This window comes from Sagittula sp. NFXS13 (assembly GCF_040148795.1).
GTDB lineage: Bacteria > Pseudomonadota > Alphaproteobacteria > Rhodobacterales > Rhodobacteraceae > Sagittula > Sagittula marina.
Genome location: NZ_JAGEMH010000015.1, coordinates 23,394 through 42,954, shown reverse-complemented (window position 1 = coordinate 42,954; position 19,561 = coordinate 23,394). Strand labels below are relative to the sequence as shown.

The 19,561-nt window shown below is 57.3% G+C and carries 22 protein-coding genes; 1 reads left to right on the top strand and 21 read right to left on the bottom strand.

The genetic code is table 11. The features are described from left to right. Positions 1-11: 11 nt before the first annotated feature. The 18 genes from J4E08_RS20240 to J4E08_RS20155 all read right to left on the bottom strand — a co-directional run bounded on the left by J4E08_RS20240 (position 12) and on the right by J4E08_RS20155 (position 16,824). Positions 12-437 (bottom strand): OsmC family protein, encoded by a 426-nt coding sequence (locus J4E08_RS20240; RefSeq protein WP_349540022.1) that lies wholly within the window; start codon positions 435-437, stop codon positions 12-14. A gap of 420 nt (positions 438-857) precedes the next feature. After that, positions 858-2,525 carry a ribonuclease J gene (locus tag J4E08_RS20235; RefSeq protein WP_349540021.1) on the bottom strand — a complete coding sequence of 556 codons (1,668 nt, stop codon included), beginning with the start codon at positions 2,523-2,525 and terminating at the stop codon, positions 858-860. 24 nt (positions 2,526-2,549) lie between these two features. Continuing rightward, complete coding sequence (locus J4E08_RS20230; protein WP_183969915.1) at positions 2,550-3,332, bottom strand: type III pantothenate kinase; 783 nt, start codon at positions 3,330-3,332, stop codon at positions 2,550-2,552. 14 nt (positions 3,333-3,346) lie between these two features. Beyond that, complete coding sequence (locus J4E08_RS20225) at positions 3,347-4,084, bottom strand: biotin--[acetyl-CoA-carboxylase] ligase (protein ID WP_349540020.1); 738 nt, start codon at positions 4,082-4,084, stop codon at positions 3,347-3,349. 82 nt (positions 4,085-4,166) lie between these two features. After that, on the bottom strand, positions 4,167-5,621 hold the full coding sequence (gene nuoN / locus J4E08_RS20220) for an NADH-quinone oxidoreductase subunit NuoN (RefSeq protein WP_349540019.1): 1,455 nt from the start codon (positions 5,619-5,621) through the stop codon (positions 4,167-4,169). 8 nt (positions 5,622-5,629) lie between these two features. Beyond that, positions 5,630-7,210: an NADH-quinone oxidoreductase subunit M gene (locus tag J4E08_RS20215; protein WP_349540018.1), complete on the bottom strand. Its 1,581-nt coding sequence runs from the start codon at positions 7,208-7,210 to the stop codon at positions 5,630-5,632. Then, positions 7,210-9,345 (bottom strand): NADH-quinone oxidoreductase subunit L, encoded by a 2,136-nt coding sequence (gene nuoL, locus J4E08_RS20210; RefSeq protein WP_349540017.1) that lies wholly within the window; start codon positions 9,343-9,345, stop codon positions 7,210-7,212. Before nuoL ends, J4E08_RS20215 begins: the two co-directional genes overlap by 1 nt. 6 nt (positions 9,346-9,351) lie before the next feature. Further along, the gene (nuoK, locus tag J4E08_RS20205; protein ID WP_183969833.1) at positions 9,352-9,657 is read right to left on the bottom strand and encodes an NADH-quinone oxidoreductase subunit NuoK; all 306 of its coding nucleotides are present in this window, start codon (positions 9,655-9,657) and stop codon (positions 9,352-9,354) included. Positions 9,658-9,804: 147 nt separating this feature from the next. Beyond that, on the bottom strand, positions 9,805-10,002 hold the full coding sequence (locus J4E08_RS20200) for a hypothetical protein (RefSeq protein WP_349540016.1): 198 nt from the start codon (positions 10,000-10,002) through the stop codon (positions 9,805-9,807). Further along, entirely contained in the window at positions 9,999-10,601 is a 603-nt protein-coding gene (locus J4E08_RS20195; RefSeq protein ID WP_349540015.1) for an NADH-quinone oxidoreductase subunit J, read from the bottom strand. The genes J4E08_RS20200 and J4E08_RS20195 overlap by 4 nt, the downstream gene beginning before the upstream one ends. Further along, positions 10,598-11,005, bottom strand: a complete 408-nt coding sequence (locus J4E08_RS20190; RefSeq protein WP_183969837.1) for a carboxymuconolactone decarboxylase family protein — start codon at positions 11,003-11,005, stop codon at positions 10,598-10,600. Before J4E08_RS20190 ends, J4E08_RS20195 begins: the two co-directional genes overlap by 4 nt. 142 nt (positions 11,006-11,147) lie before the next feature. Beyond that, positions 11,148-11,642, bottom strand: a complete 495-nt coding sequence (gene nuoI, locus J4E08_RS20185) for an NADH-quinone oxidoreductase subunit NuoI (RefSeq protein ID WP_183969839.1) — start codon at positions 11,640-11,642, stop codon at positions 11,148-11,150. Further along, positions 11,643-12,005: a hypothetical protein gene (locus J4E08_RS20180; protein ID WP_349540014.1), complete on the bottom strand. Its 363-nt coding sequence runs from the start codon at positions 12,003-12,005 to the stop codon at positions 11,643-11,645. It abuts the gene before it with no gap. Between the two features lie 129 nt (positions 12,006-12,134). Further along, on the bottom strand, positions 12,135-13,172 hold the full coding sequence (gene nuoH, locus J4E08_RS20175; RefSeq protein ID WP_183969843.1) for an NADH-quinone oxidoreductase subunit NuoH: 1,038 nt from the start codon (positions 13,170-13,172) through the stop codon (positions 12,135-12,137). A gap of 7 nt (positions 13,173-13,179) precedes the next feature. Then, the gene (locus tag J4E08_RS20170; RefSeq protein ID WP_502949305.1) at positions 13,180-13,548 is read right to left on the bottom strand and encodes a YNQ4 family lipoprotein; all 369 of its coding nucleotides are present in this window, start codon (positions 13,546-13,548) and stop codon (positions 13,180-13,182) included. 24 nt (positions 13,549-13,572) lie between these two features. After that, positions 13,573-15,591 (bottom strand): NADH-quinone oxidoreductase subunit NuoG, encoded by a 2,019-nt coding sequence (gene nuoG / locus J4E08_RS20165; RefSeq protein WP_349540012.1) that lies wholly within the window; start codon positions 15,589-15,591, stop codon positions 13,573-13,575. A gap of 269 nt (positions 15,592-15,860) precedes the next feature. Then, the gene (locus J4E08_RS20160) at positions 15,861-16,253 is read right to left on the bottom strand and encodes a DUF5333 domain-containing protein (protein ID WP_349540011.1); all 393 of its coding nucleotides are present in this window, start codon (positions 16,251-16,253) and stop codon (positions 15,861-15,863) included. Positions 16,254-16,386: 133 nt separating this feature from the next. Further along, complete coding sequence (locus J4E08_RS20155) at positions 16,387-16,824, bottom strand: hypothetical protein (RefSeq protein ID WP_349540010.1); 438 nt, start codon at positions 16,822-16,824, stop codon at positions 16,387-16,389. Positions 16,825-17,013: 189 nt separating this feature from the next. On the opposite strand from J4E08_RS20155, the gene J4E08_RS20150 reads away from it, so the two are divergent. Further along, positions 17,014-17,199 (top strand): hypothetical protein, encoded by a 186-nt coding sequence (locus J4E08_RS20150; protein ID WP_349540009.1) that lies wholly within the window; start codon positions 17,014-17,016, stop codon positions 17,197-17,199. 67 nt (positions 17,200-17,266) lie between these two features. Here the strand turns inward: J4E08_RS20150 and nuoF are convergent, their stop codons facing one another. From nuoF to J4E08_RS20135, 3 genes are read right to left on the bottom strand one after another with little or no spacing between them, the layout of a single operon-like run. Further along, a complete protein-coding gene (nuoF, locus tag J4E08_RS20145; RefSeq protein ID WP_183969854.1) occupies positions 17,267-18,565 on the bottom strand; it encodes an NADH-quinone oxidoreductase subunit NuoF in 1,299 nt (432 codons plus the stop codon). A 3-nt stretch (positions 18,566-18,568) separates the two neighbouring features. After that, a complete protein-coding gene (locus J4E08_RS20140; RefSeq protein ID WP_183969856.1) occupies positions 18,569-18,787 on the bottom strand; it encodes a DUF5337 domain-containing protein in 219 nt (72 codons plus the stop codon). A 27-nt stretch (positions 18,788-18,814) separates the two neighbouring features. Further along, entirely contained in the window at positions 18,815-19,522 is a 708-nt protein-coding gene (locus J4E08_RS20135) for a helix-hairpin-helix domain-containing protein (protein ID WP_349540008.1), read from the bottom strand. Positions 19,523-19,561: the final 39 nt, after the last annotated feature.

Here is a 19,561-nt window from a genome sequence, read left to right as displayed (position 1 = left end):
CAATTTACGGTTTACGCAAAGGTTGCCGTCATAGTTATTTCGCAGTCCAAAAGTTTGGAGATTGGGCAATTCTCTTTAGCGGCTTCCGCAGCTTTCATGAAATCCTCTTCAGAAGCGCCAGGCACCTTGCCTGCGACTGTCAGCTGGGACTTCACAACTGCAAAACCGCCGTCTTTCTTATCCATATAAATTTTGGCCGTTGTGCTGATCTCTTCGGGAACGAAATCGCTTTCGCCTAGGATCATTGACAGCGCCATCGAAAAACAACTCGCATGTGCAGCACCGATCAACTCCTCGGGATTGGTGCCAGCACCATCCTCGAAACGTGTGTTGAACCCGTAAGGCTGGTCTTTCAAAGCGGCAGATTCGGTTGAAACCAAACCTTTACCCGTCTTGAGGTCACCCATCCATTTGGCGGAACCGGCTTTCTCGATCATCATAGTCTCCTAATAGGCAATTAGGTGCGTACTGCACCCTCCACGGTCAACGTGAGGACGCAGCCGAAGTTCCCTATTGTTTTATTTAACCAAGATCGGACCAGCTAAGGCTCAAAAATGAAGCCAACACGCGCAAAAGAACGGGACGTTTCGACATGGGAATATGGCGCACACCGCGATGATCCATCAACGCAATGCCGATATCCCGACGCCAACCGAAATGACGAATGGTCTAGAATTAGGCGAAGCGACACGATCATCTGTAGCTGTCGTGCCCATGACAAAGACCTGAGGTCAAAATTCACGCTCACCGGTCGCACAGCACGATATTTGTCGCTGACGCGCATCCGTCGAGTATTCGAAGAACACGCGCGCCCAGTCTAAGAAATCGGACCTGAAACTGGGCGCGCAGATTGAAGCTTAGCTCAAACGGCTGACCACAACGGTGACTTCAGGTTTTTTGCCAATTTCCGTATTGCAGGTCTGCCGAACCACCCGGCGCAGCCCTTCCTCCAGTTTGTCGTCGTCGGTCAACGTCTTTGCACCGGAACGGCCAAGGAACTGACCTAGGTCTGCTTCCAAGACGTCCACCAGTGGAACATGACTGCGCCCGGTCTCTGCGATGCCCATAAGATCAACCCAAGGCTCGCCAAGCGGTTCATCCTCTTCGTCCATGATCAACGTAACAACCACATGACCGTTCAGAGCCATGCGAATACGGTCCCGGACGATCCCGTCCAGCGCGCCAATCTGTACGGAGCCGTCCAGATAGGTCCGGCCTGTTTCGATGTACTCGGCCACCTTCGGTGCATTGCCCGTAAGGTCAATCATCATCCCGTTAACGGCCAAGATACCCTGACGGTTGCGATCTTTCGAGATCTTCACATGTTCGCGCAAATGGCGGTGCTCGCCGTGCATCGGCACAACGATCTGAGGCTGCACAACGTCCTGCATGGTCAGCAAATCCGGGCGGTTGGCATGGCCGGAAACATGGTAATCGCCCATGCTGTCGTCCACCACGTCCACACCTTTTTCCGAGAGCTGATTCATGATGTGAATCACACCCTTTTCGTTGCCCGGAATGGTTTTGGAGGAGAAGAGGAACAGATCCCCCTCTTTCAGCTCAATGCCATTGAATTTGCCGCGCGACAATTGGGCCGATGCAGCACGACGTTCGCCCTGTGACCCGGTAACGATCAACATCAGGTTTTCGCGCGGGATCGAGGCGGCGTCCTCCACCGGAACGACCGGCGGGAAGTCCTTCAAGACGCCGGTCTCCACGGCGGCTTCGACCATCCGGCGCATCGCGCGGCCCAAGAGTACAATTGATCGACCCGCCCGTGCGCCAGCCTCTGCCAGCGTACGAACCCGCGCCACGTTGGATGCGAAGGTTGTCGCCACAACGAGCCGTGGCGCTTCAGCCACCAGCTTTTCAACGGCGGGGCCAACGATGACCTCAGACCGACCAGCCGTGGGAGTAAATACGTTGGTGGAATCGCAGACCAATGCTTTTACACCGGCTTTGGACACATCCGCCCAAAGGTCCGGATCCCACGCTTCGCCAACCAGGGGCTGGGTGTCGAGTTTGAAGTCTCCGGTGTGCACGATGCGGCCAGCAGGGCTATCGATTACAAGGCCGGAGCTTTCCGGGATCGAGTGTGAAATCGGCAAAAAGCCCACCGTAAATGGGCCGATCTTTGTGGTCTCAGGCCAAGGGGAACAAGTCTTCACCGCCTGACCTTCGACGCCGTATTCTGCCAACTTGTGACGCGCGATGTTCGCCGTGAAGGCACGTGCGTAAATCGGCACACCCAGATGCTCAAAGGTGTGACCCACTGCACCAACGTGGTCTTCGTGCGCGTGCGTGATGACAAGCGCCTCGATCCGATTTTTATTCGCTTTCAGCCAAGTGATATCCGGCAGGATAAGGTCTACGCCCGGTGTCCCGTCCATGTCCGGAAATGCCACGCCCAGATCCACGACAATCAGGCGCTCTTCGCCCGGCTTGCCATAGCCATAGACATAACAATTCATACCAATCTCCCCGGCCCCACCAAGGGGGAGGTAGATCAAACGTTCTTCGCTCATGCTTTCGCCTCTGTCTCAGGCACCCTACTCCGCATGAGCACGCGCCTTGTTATGGTCGTAAATCACGGTCAGCCCGTGCATCGTCAAAAATTCGTCAAAGGCATCAAATAGCGGCACGGCCGCTTGGAACAAGGGCGCCAGGCCCCCTGTGGCGATAACCTTCATGTCACGCCCCCGTTCATCCTTGATGCGCTCGCATATCTCGCGGACAAGGCCCACATAGCCCCAGAACACGCCCGACTGCATACAGGCGACCGTATTCGTCCCAACAACCTGCGCTGGACGTGAGATATCCACATGCGGCAGCGCCGCTGCTGCTTGGTGAAGCGCCTCAAGGCTCAGGTTCACACCCGGTGCAATCACACCACCCTCGTAAGCGCCATCCTTTGCCACCACGTCGAAAGTGGTGGCCGTTCCAAAGTCCACGATCACCAGATCGCCGCCAAACTTATCATAGCCCGCAACGGTGTTCACCAATCGATCCGGACCTACCGCTGTGCCTGCATCCACCCGCGTCTCTATCGGAAGCTCACAGTCGGGTTTTCCCACGACAATTGGGCGCGTCGCAAAATATCGATCCGCCAAAACCCGCAGGTTCCAGACAACGCGTGGAACCGTCGACGAGATGATCACATCGGTGATCTTGGCGTCAATTCTTTGAAACTCCATCAATGTCGACAGCCACACGTAGTATTGATCTGCGGTCCGGTGATGTTCCGTTGCTGTGCGCCACGTCGCGATAAAGCTCGCTCCATCCCAGATAGAGAAAACGGTATTCGTGTTACCGCAATCAATGGCAAGCAGCATAGACATCAGTCCCTTTAGAAGAATACGTCTGCGGCCGCGATGTTCATCCGGCCTGAGGGGGTGTTTAAGACAAGTTGCCCGGTGGCGTCCACCGTCTCGAACACGCCCGCGATCTCTTGCGTCCCGGTACGCGCAATCATCTTTTCCCCAAGACGCGCAGCGCGGGCCAACCAAGCCTCTCGTATTGGCGAAAATCCGTATGTTACAAAGCTCGCTTCGCGCAGAGCGTAGGCCTCTGCCAATGCATCAAGCATCTGGTCAGGCATCACCCTGACACCCGTTTCGGCCAGGAACGACACAGGAGCTACTGCGCCGGGTTCCACGTCCTCCGCTGACGGGGCGGCTATCAGATTGACCCCGATACCAATAGCGAGGCCCCCGCCCGGCAACCCTTCGAGCAGAATTCCCGCCACCTTGCCACCGTTCACAAGCACATCGTTTGGCCATTTCAGGGACAACCCTGTTTCGATACCTGTCAGCATTACAAAAGCATCGTAAAGCGCAAGTGAAACTACGAAAGACCGAAGAGCCACAACATTTGGCGTCTCAAGCGGACGCATCACCAGCGTCGCCGCGAAATTTCCCGGAGGGTTCGACCAAGCCCGGCCCCTGCGGCCGCGGGCTGCAGTTTGGCGCAAGGCGCAGATCCATTTGGGGCCTGCCAAATTCGGCAAGACGCGAGCGGCTTCGAGGTTGGTGCTATCGACCTCCGCCAGTATTTCTCTGCCATACCCGTTCGGCCAAGCCATCATAGACCTCCCAAACATGGCAACGCGCCCCCGAAGGGACGCGCCACGCACATCTTGATTTCAGCGAAACGCCTGTGTGCCAAGATTAGTTCACCAAAGACACGGCAGCAGCCTCGGCGCTATCTTGCAAATGTACGGTCAAGCCCAGAGGGTTGAACACAGCCACCACAATGACCAGCGCAGAAACCGCCAAGAAGCCAGAAAGCACGCTGGAGGATGGTTTATCCAATGCATCTTCTCGCTCATCACCGAAGTACATCAAGAAGACGATGCGCAGATAATAGTAAGCCCCAATGACCGATGCGATCACGCCCGCAACCGCCAGCCAGACCATACCTGCATCCACTGCCGCCAACATGACACCGTATTTGGCGAAGAACCCCAAAAGCGGCGGCACACCTGCAAGCGAAAACAGCAGCACCAGCATGGCCAATGCCCGACCCGGAGACTTTTTGGAGTACATCCCAAGTGCGCCAACCTCCGTGACCGGCTGGCCATCGCGCTCCATCGAGAGGATGAACGCAAATGTCCCGACGTTCATCGTAACGTAGATCGCCATGTAGATCAGCATATTCTGCACGCCAAGCTGTGTGCCCGCGGCAAGCCCGATCAATGCATAGCCCATGTGAGCGATGGACGAGTAGGCCATCAGGCGCTTGATGTCGGTTTGCCCAATCGCCGCAAAAGACCCGAGGAACATCGAGAGGACCGCCAGAAGTGCAATCACCTGGCTCCAATCGGCAATGGCGCCGCCAAAGGCGTCGAACATCACACGGGCAAAGAGGCCCATGGCCGCTACTTTCGGAGCCGTTGCAAAGAACGCAGTGACCGGGGTCGGAGACCCCTGGTAGACATCTGGCGTCCACATATGGAAGGGAACTGCCGACACCTTAAACGCCATCCCGGAGATCATCAGCACGAGGCCGATCAGCAGTCCGACGGTCAGATGCCCTTCGGTTGCCGCAAGGATAATCCCGGAGAACAGTGTCGTGCCCGCAAAACCATAGACCAAGGATGCGCCGTAGAGAAGCAAACCCGAGGACAACGCGCCCAGTACAAAGTACTTCAGACCCGCTTCCGTTGATTTCACGCTGTCACGGCGCAATGAGGCCACAACATAAAGCGCCAAGGATTGCAGCTCCAAGCCCATGTAGAGCGACATCAAGTCGCCCGCAGACACCATGACCATCATGCCGACCACCGCGAGGGTTACGAGCATAGGGTATTCAAACCGCAGCAGGTCGCGACGCGCCATGTAGCCTTCGCTCATGACCAGGACTGCCGCGGCAGAGATCAATATGAGCACCTTGGCAAACCGTGCAAAAGCATCATTCTGGAACATGCCGTAGAAGGCGGGGAGCGCCCCGTCTCCAGAGGTTCCGATCCAGATGGCCATTACCACAAATACGCCGGAGGTCACCCAGACCAGCATCGGGGCAAGATTGTCTTTTCCGGTATAAACCGCGCCCACCAGAGCAATCAGCGCATATAGCGACAGAATGATTTCCGGCAGGATGATGTTCAGGTCAGCCGACATCATGGTACCCCTCAGTGTCCAGCTTCAGCTTCAGCTTCGGCCACGCGGTTGCTATTTCCGCCACGGCCTGCGCTTTCCAGCGATGTATCGTAATGCGCCACCAGCGCCTCCACCGACGGACCGATCCGGTCAAGGATCGGGGCCGGGTAAACGCCCAACAGAAGAGTCATGGCCACCAGTGGCGTGAAGATAAGTTTCTCACGGCGGGTCATGTCCTTGATGGTTTTCAGGCTTTCTTTGATCAGGTCACCCATGACCACACGGCGATAAAGCCACAGGGCATAGGCCGCAGAGAGGATTACCCCAAGCGCCGCACCGGCGGCGACCCAGGTGTTCACTTGGAAGACACCAGCCAGCGTCAGGAATTCCCCGATAAATCCGGACGTCCCTGGCAACCCAACGTTTGCCATGGTGAAAAACAAGAAGATCAGCGCATATGCCGGCATCCTGTTCACCAAGCCACCGTAGGCGTCGATCTCACGGGTGTGCATCCGGTCATAGATTACGCCGACGCACAGAAACAGCGCGCCAGAGATGAACCCGTGGGAAATCATCTGGAAAATCGCGCCGTCGACACCCTGTTGATTGGCAGCGAAGATGCCCATGGTCACATAACCCATGTGCGCCACGGACGAATAGGCAATGAGCTTCTTCATGTCTTCCTGGACCAGCGCGACCAGCGATGTGTAGACGATCGCCACGACCGACAGGGTGAAGACGAAGTTCTGCATGACTTCGGACCCCACCGGGAACATCGGCAGCGAAAAGCGCAAGAACCCGTAGCCGCCCATCTTCAGCAGGATCGCCGCCAATACAACGGAACCTGCGGTGGGCGCCTGAACGTGCGCCTCCGGCAGCCATGTGTGCACGGGCCACATCGGCATCTTCACAGCAAATGACGCAAAGAACGCCAGGAACAGCATGGTTTGCAGACCACCAACGATGGGCACACCCAGGACACTGAAGTCGTCAGAGGCAAAGTTATGGGTCAAAAGCGAGACATCACAGCCGCCGATGCAGGTGGTGCCAGCGTCGGCATACATGGCAATCATCGCCACCAGCATCAGCACCGAGCCAAGGAAGGTGTATAGGAAGAACTTGAAGGACGCGTAGATGCGCTCCTTTCCGCCCCAGATCCCGATGATCAGGAACATCGGGATAAGGCCAGCCTCGAAGAAGACGTAGAACAACACCAGATCAAGCGCCATGAACACGCCCAGCATAAGCGTCTCAAGCATCAGGAAGGCGATCATGTACTCGGTTACACGGGTTTTGACGTCCCAGCTGGCCCAGATCACCAAAGGCATCATGAACGTGGTCAGCATCACAAACAGCACCGAGATGCCGTCAACGCCCATCCGGTAGCTCAGGCCCATAAGCCATTCGCCCTCTTCCAACATCTGGAAGCCGGTGTTTGACGGATCGAACTGCGCAAGGATGAACAGCGAGATCACGAAGGTTGCTGCGGAAGCAATCAACGCCAACCACTTTGCGTTACGCTGGGCCGCCGCATCATCCCCCCGCAGAAACACTGCGAGGATCAGGGCCGCCAGAGCTGGCAGAAAGGTGACGATGGAGAGAAGGTTCGACATCAGTGTGCCCCTCCGGAGATAGACATCCAAGTGATCAGGACCGCGATCCCGATGACCATGGCGAAGGCGTAAGTGAAGATGTAGCCAGACTGAGCGCGACCTGCGAGACGTGTGACCCATGGAATGATCCCCATGGCCAGCCCGTTGATCCCGCCCTTGATGATCGCCTCGTCACCCCCCTTCCAGAAGATGCGGCCCAGCTTTTTGGCCGGCTGCACGAAGAGGAAATCGTAGGCCTCGTCAAAGTACCACTTGTTGAGCAGGAACAGATACAGCGGGCGCTGCGTTTCCGCCAACTTTCGCGGCAGCGATGTGTTCGCAATATAAAAGAGATACGCCACTGCGAAACCGATCGCCATCGCGATAAAGGGCGACACCTTTACCCAGACCGGCGCGTGGTGCGCATCTTCCATGACGGTGTTGTCGGACGCCATAAAGATCGCGCCTTGCGGTGCACCGTGTTCTGCAACGGCCGCATGGCTCTCGGCCCCGGCAGGTTCGTCGCTTTCAGCGCCACCCTCTGTGGGATCAACTGCGGCGACAGTCCCTGCTTCAGCAGCGCCATCCGCATCATGGGCGGTATCTGCCATTTCTTCGTGATGGGCCGGGATGCCAAAGAACTCATTTACAGCGTTATGGTCGCCAAAGAAGCTGTTGTACCACAACATGCCGGAGAAGATCGCGCCAAGCGAAAGTACGCCAAGCGGGATCAACATGACCATCGGGCTTTCATGCGCGTGCTCATGCGTGTGCTTGTTGCCGCGCGGTTTGCCGAAGAAGGTCATGAAAATGAGGCGCCACGAATAGAACGAGGTGAAAAGCGCTGCAATGACCAACATCCAGAAGGCATATCCTCCCGCAGTGCCCGCCCAAGCGCTTTCGATGACAGCGTCTTTCGACAGGAAACCGGCAAAGCCAATGTGAGTCAGCGGAATCCCGACACCGGTAATGGCCAACGTGCCGATCATCATGGCCCAGAACGTCACCGGCAGCTTCTTCCGCAGTCCACCGTAGTTCCGCATGTCCTGCTCGTGATGCATCCCGTGAATGACAGAGCCGGCACCAAGGAACAGCATTGCCTTGAAGAACGCGTGTGTAAGAAGGTGGAACATTGCCACCGAGTAAACACCGACGCCTGCCGCTACGAACATGTAGCCCAGCTGCGAACAGGTTGAATAGGCGATGACACGTTTGATGTCGTTCTGCACCAAACCGACGGTCGCGGCAAAGAAAGCAGTCGTCGCGCCAAGGAATGTGACAAACGCCATTGCGTTCGGCGCGTATTCCATGAGCGGCGACATCCGGCAGACCAGGAACACGCCGGCCGTAACCATCGTCGCGGCGTGGATCAGAGCCGACACAGGTGTCGGGCCTTCCATCGCATCTGGCAGCCATGTGTGCAGGATCAGCTGCGCCGACTTGCCCATCGCGCCGATGAAGAGCAGCAGCGCCATGACTTCGGCCGCGTTCCAATCACCCCAGAGGAATGAAATCTGCGTTTCAGCCAGTTGAGGCGCCGCCGCGAAGATATCATCGAACCGTACGCTGTCTGTCAGGAAGTAGAGACCGATAATGCCCAATGCGAGGCCAAAGTCACCCACACGGTTGACGATGAAGGCTTTCATCGCCGCCGCGTTGGCCGAAGGCTTACGGTAGTAGAACCCGATCAGCAAATAGGATGCGACACCCACACCTTCCCAGCCGAAAAACAGTTGGACGAGGTTGTCGGAGGTGACCAGCATCAACATCGCGAAGGTGAAGAACGAGAGATACGCAAAGAAGCGTGCCTTGTAGTTCTCTTCACCCTTTTTGAAGTTTTCGTCATGCGCCATGTACCCGAAGGAATACAGGTGCACGAGCGACGACACCGTGGTCACAACGATCAACATGATGGATGTCATGCGATCCACACGGATCGACCAGTCGGTGCTGAGCGTTCCGGACTCGATCCAGCGCATGATCTGAATGTGCTGTGTCTCGGGCCCGTGCGTCAGGAAAACGATCCACGAAAAAGCGCAGGCCAGAAACAGCAGACCGGTCGTGATCCACTGGCTTCCGCGGATACCGATATACTTCCAGCCAAAGCCCGCGATGAGGCTACCCACCAACGGGGAAAAGAGGATGATGCTCTCCATCGTGGGTTACCCTTTCATCACGTTAACGTCTTCCACGGCGATAGTGCCGCGGTTCCGGAAGAAGCAGACCAGAATGGCAAGGCCAATCGCCGCTTCGGCGGCGGCGACGGTCAAAACAAACAGCGTAAAGACCTGCCCCGCCAGATCGCCAAGATATGAAGAGAAGGCGACAAGATTTATATTTACGGCCAGCAGCATCAGCTCGATGCTCATCAGCAGAATGATCACGTTCTTTCGGTTCAGGAAAAGCCCGAAGATGCCAATCACAAACAGCGCCGCGGCGACGGTCAGGTAATGTTCCAATCCGATCATACGTGTCCCTCCGGGCGTCAGGCCCGTTCGTTTTCGTCTTGCTCGCCCCAGATCACGCCCGGAGCTTGTTGCTTGATAGGGACGATGCGTTGTCCCTTTGGCCCGATTTGTCAGACCGAATTCTTGCGCTACGTGGCGCAGTTCCCTTTACCCTAATGGGTCGGCGGGCCCTTTCATCAATCGCAACCGGATCAAGGCAGCTTCCGCCCAGATCCGGTGACGGACCGGCAATCGGGTGACCGCCTTTGTCACCAACCAAACCCCGGCAGTGAGCTTGAACGCCCAGAACCCCGCGTAGAGCACGATGCCCATCGGTGAGACGATGATGTCCCAAAGGCTGTTCAAAGGCCCTGCCCCGGACGGACGTTCTTCAACTCCATCGCTTTAGCCGGATCGCGGTACATCTGCTGCAAAACAACCTGACGCTTGACGTCTTTGCGATGACGGAGTGTCAGAACGATCGCACCGATCATTGCAACCAGCAGGATCAGACCCGCCAGCTGGAACAGCAGGAAGTAGCGGTCATACAGAACCAGACCAAGCGCCGCAGTGTTGTGCACATCAATTGGCGTCGGTGAGGACAACTGCGCAGCTGCGACGTCTGACGCTTCCCACACACCAAAGGCCATGCCCAGTTGCATCAAGATTATCAGACCGATCAGCAAACCCAGCGGCAGATACTGCGCCATCTCTGCCTTCAACTCGGCAAAGTCGACGTCCAGCATCATGACCACAAACAGGAAAAGCACAGCGACGGCGCCCACATATACAATGACCAGAAGCATCGCCACGAACTCGGCCCCAAGCAGGACAAACAACCCGGCCGAGGACAGGAATGCCAGGATCAGCCATAGCACGGAGTGCACCGGGTTGCGGCTGACCACCGTGAACAGGCCGCCGGCGATCACGCCCAATGCGAACAGGTAGAAGGCAAAGACGGTCATTCCTCGTCATCCTTTCCGTCGGCCATAACCTCGCGAGCCAAATCCATGGCGCGGGTCATGGCAGGTATGCCGGCAAACATCGACATCTGTGCGATGGTCTCGGCGATCTCTTCTTCAGTGGCGCCCGCCTCAATGGCGTGACGAACGGTCATTCGAAACGGCGTTTCGGCCTGCGCGCCCTGCATGGTGAGTCCCGCAAGTGTCAACAACAGCCGCGTCTTGGCATCAAGGCCCGACTTGGACAACCCCTTGCCAAAGAACATTTCCATGGTGTCCTTCGACATGGTCGGCCAGAGCTTCTCATACCCTTTGGGATCAAAGGTGGTCATGGCCGGGTTGAAGGCTTTTGCCATCTCCTGCGCCTGTTCCATCATCAACTCAAATGGAGTTTTGCCACTGGTCATCGCACTGTCTCCTGACAACTTCCAAGGCCACTTCGGCCATGCATGAGCACACCACGGCGCTCTGGACGCGCACCACCCACCATGCAATCGGCCGAACGCAAAGCGCGCCCGATCTCAAGCAAGGGAAAATGCGCGCAATCCATCATCTGTACGGCGCATCCAGTTCGAGGTTGCGCGCAATCTCTGCTTCCCAACGATCACCGTTCTCGAGCAGCTTTTGCTTGTCGTAAAACAGCTCTTCGCGGGTTTCGGTCGAAAATTCGAAGTTCGGACCTTCGACAATTGCATCCACCGGGCAGGCCTCCTGGCAAAACCCGCAGTAGATACATTTCGTCATGTCGATATCGTAGCGTGTCGTCCGGCGGGAGCCGTCCTCGCGCGGTTCGGCATCGATGGTGATTGCCTGCGCGGGGCAGATCGCCTCGCACAGTTTGCAGGCAATGCACCGCTCTTCGCCATTCGGGTAGCGGCGCAATGCGTGTTCGCCACGGAACCGGGGCGAGAGAGGCCCTTTTTCGTGCGGATAGTTCAACGTCGCCTTGGGAGCAAAGAAGTATTTCAGACCCAGCTGAAATCCCTTCATGAAGTCGGCGAGCAGGAAATACTTGGCTGCGCGCCCATAGTCGATGGTCGCCATCTATGCGCTCTCCTCTTTCACGGCTTCGCGCGCTGCTTCGAGCTGCTCCGCCTCTTCGGTGTCCATCACTGGATCACCGTGTTCATCATATTCGGAAACGCCTTCCGAAACCGTATCGCCATTCACTTCTTCAGCGATAGACGCTCCGACGACCGCCGCCTGAGGCTGGGACTTCACGTCTTCGCTCATGGCTTGCATGTCCGCGGCCCAGCGATAGATCGCAGCCGCGATTTCGTTTGCCTGAGGCAAGAGGTTACCGTCGGCGTCCACGTCTGGCAGCCCGCAGTCACGGACAACGAAGTCGCCTAGGCCGATCATATCGATGTACTTGGCATCAAGGATGGCTTTCTTCAGGTCGGTCATAATGTCTCTCCCACGGGAAAGGCACACGTTTTGCGTGCCCGTGAGGCGACCTTAACACCGCGCAGGGATGTGCTCGCACGAAGTCCCTCTGCAAAATCAGAAACGAATTGTTTCCGCACCCGGGTCATATCAGCTCCCCACAGCCCAGCGGGCATAGAAGCCCCAGAACCAGTCGAACCGCGCGGCGAAGGAGACAAAGACAACCCACGCCAGGGACATCGGAAGGAAGACCTTCCAACCGATCCGCATCAGTTGGTCGTAGCGATAGCGTGGAGTGATCGCCTTCACCATCGCAAAGATGAAGAAGACAAAGACCATCTTGAGACACATCCAGAAGATGCCATCGGGCAGGAACTCAACCGGAGACAGCCAGCCGCCAAAGAACAGCAGCGACACAAGTGCACACATCAGCACGACTGCGGTCAATTCCCCGATCATGAACAGAAGGAACGGCGTCGAAGAGTATTCCACCTGGTAGCCTGCGACCAATTCCGACTCCGCTTCGGGAAGGTCAAAGGGCGGGCGGTTTGTCTCAGCCAAAGCAGAAATAAAGAACAGGAACATCATCGGGAAGTGCGGGATCCAGTACCACGACAGAATGCCAACGCCGTCCTGCGACCTCACGATATCTCCAAAGTTCATGGACCCGGACGAAATCACGATGCCGATGATGATCAGACCAAGGCTGACTTCATAAGAAATCATCTGAGCGGCAGAGCGCAGGGAACCGAGGAAGGGGTATTTGGAGTTGGACGCCCAGCCCCCCATGATCACGCCGTAAACCTCCAGCGAGGAGATGGCGAAGACATAAAGGATGGCGACGTTGATATCCGAGATCACCCAGCCGTCACCAAACGGAATCACGGCCCAGGCGACGAACGCCATGACCAGCGATACCATCGGAGCAAGAAAGAAAACGAAACGGTCAGCGCCGGCTGGCACAACCACTTCCTTGACGATGTATTTCAGGAAGTCTGCGAATGATTGCAGCAGGCCAAAGATACCCACCACGTTGGGACCGCGACGCATCTGCACAGCAGCCCAGATTTTGCGGTCACCCCACATAAGGAAGGCAAGCGACACGAGAAGCGGCACCAGCAGCGCGAGAATCGTGAACACGATCCAGATCGCGATACCCCAGGGATTGTCGGAGAAGAATTCAGCCATCAGGTCCTCATACCATCGGTATTCCGTTCTCGGCGCAGGCCAAAGCGGTGACCTCTGCGTCGATCGTTTTCAACCCACGGGGCAGCGCCGCCGAGATGGTGTAAACCGCATCTCCGCGCCAGAGGCCACCCTCGTCGTAAACATTCGTACGTACATGCCGGGCAAAGCCGTAGCCGCGGATCAAAGCATACTGCGCTGCTGCGCACTCGCCATAAGATTCAACGTCATCCGGTCCGCGGGCACCACTCATTTGAACGTGAAAATTCACCAAATCACCATCAAGAAGACGCGTGTCCACGCCCTCGTAAACCGGCTTCGCCGCGCTCGGGCGAGTCTGCGCTGTGTCGCAGCTCGCCGTTGCACTCAAAGCCAACATGGCAATCATCCCGCTCACCCGCACTTATTCCGCCGCCATTGGCGCCTGATTGCGCAGCTTTGCGTTTTTGGACAGCTCCGCCATCACCTCAGAGGCACGGGCGATTGGATTGGTCAGCCAGTAATCGGACACAGCATAACGGAAATCTGCATCGCCCAGCGACCCTTCGTCCACCGGCTGCCATTCGTTCTCAGGCACCTCGTCGATCTTCGCAAGATGCGGAACATCGGCGATCAGCGCCTGACGCAGCTGTGCCAGCGAATCCCAAGGCAGCTTCGCGCCCATCTCCGCGGACAATGCCCGGAAGATGGCCCAATTCTCCTTGGCCTCGCCTGGTGCAAACCCGGCGCGAAGTGCCAGTTGTGGACGGCCTTCGGTGTTCACGAAAAGCCCCTGTTCCTCGGTGTAAGCCGCACCCGGCAGGATCACGTCGGCGCGGTGCGCCCCGCGGTCACCGTGAGAGCCTTGATAGATAACAAAAGCGCCCGCACCGATTTCCAGCTCGTCCGCGCCGAGGTTGTAGATCACATCGGCCTCGTTCACGGCGTCCATGCCGTGCGCGTTGACCGCGCCCACATCGAGCGCGCCAACACGGCTCGCGGCGGTGTGCAGCACCATCAACTTCGACGAACCGGCGGTGGAAAGGTTCATGGCGGTGCCCAGAACGGCGGCGCCGTCGGCCTCGGTCAGCGCGCCCTGCCCCACGATCATGATGCCGTTCACGCCATCCTTGTCACTGTGGTCCATTTCGTTGAGCTTGGCCAGCGCGTCGCGGCCAGTCCCAAGTTCGATGCAGTCATAGGTCAGATCGACCGGCGCACCGATGCGGGCGACCTTGGCGCCGCGCGCCCAGGCCGCACGGATGCGAGCGTTCAGAACAGGAGATTCGTCACGCGGGTTGGTGCCGATCAGCAGGATCATTTCCGCCGAATCGATATCCTCGACCGAAGCAGTCCCGACATAGCCAGAACGGTTGCCTGCGGGCAGCTTGGCACCGTCGGTGCGGCATTCGACAGCGCCACCGGCGGCTTCGATCAGGGTCTTCAGGGAATACGCGGCCTCAACCGATGCGAGATCACCGACAATCCCGGCGAGCTTGGACGCGCCCTTCAGCTTTTCTGCGACAACCGACAAGGCTTCCGGCCACGTCGCGGGCCTCAGCTTGCCATCGACGCGTACATAAGGACGGTCGAGGCGCTGACGACGCAGGCCATCCCAAACGAAACGGGTCTTGTCCGAAATCCACTCCTCGTTCACGCCGTCGTTGTTGCGCGGCAAGATGCGCATCACTTCGCGGCCCTTCGTGTCAACGCGGATGTTGGAGCCAAGGGCGTCCATGACGTCGATGGTCTCCGTCTTCGTGAGTTCCCACGGCCGCGCCATGAAAGCGTATGGTTTTGAAACCAAGGCCCCAACCGGGCACAAATCGATGATGTTACCCTGCAGGTTCGATTCGAGCGTCTGGTTCAGATAAGATGTAATCTCAGCGTCTTCGCCCCGGCCCGTCTGGCCCATCTGGTTCAAACCCGCGACTTCAGACGTGAACCGCACGCAGCGCGTACACGAAATGCAGCGCGTCATGTGAGTCTCGACCAGCGGACCAAGATCCAGATCGGTCACAGCGCGTTTCGCCTCGGTAAACCGCGAGAAATCAACCCCGTAGGCCATTGCCTGGTCCTGCAGATCGCATTCGCCGCCTTGGTCACAGATCGGGCAATCGAGCGGGTGGTTGATGAGCAGAAACTCCATAACCCCCTCGCGGGCCTTCTTCACCATAGGCGAATTGGTCTTGATCTCAGGTGGCTCACCGTTGCGGCCTGGGCGCATATCCTTGACCTGCATGGCGCAGGACGCCGCAGGTTTGGGTGGTCCACCGACCACTTCGACCAGACACATGCGACAGTTGCCGGCGATGGAGAGGCGTTCGTGGTAACAGAAGCGTGGAACTTCGATACCGACCTCCTCACAGGCTTGGATCAGGGTCATGGACCCATCTACCTCAATTTCCTGACCGTCGATGATGAGCTTGCGCAAGTCGGACATGCCGGTGCCTCTCCAGATTGCAGATGGCGGCGCCTGACGTTGACCAAGACCAAGGTCGGGCGCGACTTGGCCCGGTTCTATCGCGCCAATGACCACAACGCCAGATGCGAGACGCGGAAATTCCCACAGAAATCCGGGAAAAATCGACGCGGATAAAGAACTTCTTCCAGCACGACGACGTGCGTGATCACAAATAAACCCGATCAATTAACTCGGCTTTATGTACAAACCGCTAAATTTGAGCCCGGGGCGTCCCCCGGGCTCATGCCTCAGCGAAGCAAAGACCCGATGTACGTGTCATTCTTGATTTGGGCTTTGCCAAAGGCACAAAGCGCTTTGTCATCATCGGCTTTAACACCCTGCGCCGCCAACCAGCCACTCGCTTTTTCACGCATGCGACGCTTCTCTGATTTGGAGGAAACGTAGTCATCGATCTCATCGGACGAGTAGCCCAAGGATTTCGCCCGCGATTCGAGTTGCGTGACCTGAGCAAAAGCCCGGATCATACGCGCATTGATGCCATCACAGGTTTTGCGAATTTCATCGGCGATTGCGATTTGCATCAAGGTGTCATCAATTTCCGGCACCTCACGTAGATGCGGTTTCGCGAATGCCGGGGCGGCCAGCGCAAGGCACAGCGTCAGAACGGGAATCAGCCGCATTGGGGCCTCCTTCTTGAGTGGTATTCGACATGAAGAAGGGCCAACGCAGATTGTTATGCAATATCAACGCCTGCCCCGCGACGGGTTGGGCGAAATCTCTCCTCAAGCGTGGCGCAGATCGGCAAAGCAACGCTTACCGATCGCGACACCGACCGGTCAATGTCAGACTGCTCTCGGAAACCGGCAGCTGAGAGGTCGGAGTATCCGGACCGACGATCCAGTCGATGTCGGATGTGCCGAAGGTGTTGATACAGTATTGTTTCCCCTGATACGCCGCAGCTTGCGTCGCACCGGTGATTGACTTGGACGGTTGCCGCGCCGTTGCCACGAACTCCGCACGATGGCCCTGAACCGGTTTTGCGCTGCCGCGAAAGGTTTGCCCGTCAAACCGTGGACCCTTACCGCCACTGCTTTGGCCGCCGCATCCAACAAGAAGTGTTGCCAACAGTAAAACCATGCCGATCTTGAAGACGAGGGATAGGTCCGGAAACGGCAGTGCCTTGGCTTGAGCCGTCTCGCCACGTGTTACCGGTTTCGCCTTATAACCTCTTAGTTGCGCAACGTTCTTCATGCTCTTGCCCTTTGCCATTTATTTTGCCGGCGGGCGGGCTGCTGCGCCGTCTCGCCAAAGCGCAGACACTCTCGCCCTCCCAAATCCAGAGGTCAAGCAAAGGACATGCTCAATGCTGCATGCGACAAAGGTCGCGAAAGCGGAACGCCGCCTGCTTTCGTGCGTTGATTGCAACATGAGGAGGATATCATGACCAAAGATCTCGAAACACGCCCGATGTCAGAGAAAGACGCCGACGCACAGGACCAGACCGAAAAATTCACCGATCACGAAAATGTCGGCGATGCAAAACACGCCGAAACATCGGATGATATTACGGAGGGAATGCCCAAGAAAGATCGGGACACCCTCAAAAAGACCACCCAGACCGATTGATTGGCCGCAAACGTAAAAAGCCCTCCACGAAACGTGAAGGGCTTTTTCAATTCTCGGAACCGCAAGTTTACTCTGCAGCCACCGCGCTCACGCGACCGGCTTTTTGCGCCTTTATACGATCTTCGATCTCATCACGGAAGTTCCGGATAAGGCCCTGAATCGGCCAGGCCGCCGCGTCGCCGAGGGCGCAAATGGTGTGCCCCTCGACCTGCTTGGTGACATCCCAGAGCATATCAATTTCTTCTTCGTCTGCCTCACCACGGACCAGACGGTCCATGACACGCATCATCCAACCGGTGCCCTCACGACATGGCGTGCACTGACCGCAGCTTTCATGCTTGTAGAACTTCGCCAGACGCCAGATCGCTTTGATAATGTCCGTGTTTTTATCCATCACGATAACCGCAGCCGTGCCAAGACCCGACCCCAATTCGCCGCGCAGATAATCAAAATCCATCACCGCGTCGCGCATCTTCTCTCCGCGCACACAAGGAACAGAAGAGCCGCCGGGGATAACCGCCTTGAGATTATCCCACCCCCCACGGATGCCGCCACAGTGCTTTTCGATCAACTCTTCGAAGGAGATCGACATCGCCTCTTCGACAACACAAGGGTTGTTCACATGCCCGGAGATGGCGAACAGCTTTGTCCCGGCGTTGTTTTCACGACCGAAGCCCGCAAACCAGGACGCACCACGGCGCAAAATGGTCGGGACAACGGCGATGGATTCGACGTTGTTCACAGTTGTCGGGCAGCCGTACAAACCTGCGCCCGCCGGGAATGGCGGCTTCATCCGCGGCATCCCCTTCTTGCCTTCCAGCGACTCAAGCAAGGCCGTCTCTTCGCCACAGATGTAAGCGCCGGCACCGTGATGAAGGAACAGCTCGAAATCCCAGCCAGAGCCACAGGCATTCTTGCCCAACAGCCCAGCATCGTAGGCCTCATCTATGGCAGCTTGCAGCGCTTCTTTCTCACGGATGTATTCCCCGCGGATGTAGATGTAGCATGCATGCGCCTGCATCGCGAATGATGCAATCAACGCGCCTTCGATCAACGTGTGCGGATCATGGCGCATGATTTCACGGTCTTTACATGTGCCGGGCTCAGATTCGTCAGCGTTGATGACCAGAAAGGCCGGACGCCCGTCCGATTCCTTTGGCATGAAGGACCATTTCAGACCGGTCGGGAAACCCGCGCCGCCGCGTCCACGCAGTCCGCTGGCCTTCATCTCATCGATGATCCAATCACGTCCTTTGCCAAGGATGTCCTTGGTACCATCCCAGTGGCCACGCGTCTTGGCGCCCTCTAGGGTGCGGTCATGCATTCCGTAGATATTGGTAAAGATCCGGTCCTGGTCCTGAAGCATCGCTTATCCTTCATGTTCCTGGCGCGCGCGCCACAGTCCGTATATCATCCAGATCGCCCAGATAAACCCCGCCAATGCGACAAGATCTAACAAAGCGCGCAGGCTCTGGGTCCAATCCAGAGCCTGCCCCAAAGCAGTCACCGCGATCCAGAACAACCCTACACCGGCAATTGTCAACGCAACCTTGCGCCCACGCCGGTTCAGTTCTTCCCTATCAGCCATGTCTGCTCTTCAGTCTTTGATATACAATTATTTCAGCAGCTCGGAGGCTTGAGCCACCCAGCCATTCTTGGACGCGCGGCCACGCACGCCCGCAATATTTGCGTCAATCCAAGTCACATTGTCCTCGGACCACGCCGCGATCTGCGAAAGGTGGTAAATCCCTGCCGCGTTGAGCGTTTCGGCCAGCTTTGGTCCAACGCCCGTGATTACGGTCAGATCATCCATGTCACCCTTGGGTGCGTCGAACAAGTCAGGCGCGACGCCCAACATCGCCTCAGTGCTTTCGTCTACTGTGGCGACCGTATTATCAGCAACGTCAGCCGCAGAGTCGGCTGCAACTTCGGTCGTCTCAGCCACTGTTGCACTCGTCGTTTCAGTGACGTCTTCCGCCGCAGCGGCGGCGGTTTCCACACCCTCGTCTATCGCGACGGCAGCAACTTCGGTGATCTCTGTGCTGCTATCCGCAACCGCTTCCGTGGTTTTGTCGGCAACAGGCGCGACCACTTCCGGCCTCTTCGCCTTGCCAGTCGGGTTGCAGATCGAGCCGAACCCTGTGGTCGCGAATGGCATTTCCGTCATCTTCGGCATTTGGGCCATCGGCAGCCCCTGCCACGGCAACATCGCCAATTCCATCATGGCTTGGCTGGTTTCAATCACCAACTTCGTCTGCATCTCCATCATTTTGATGACGGGAGAGTAATCGGGTTTGAAAGATATCATCGGGCTTATCATCATGGCTCAGTCCTCGCTCATTACGCAGGATGCGGATTTCTT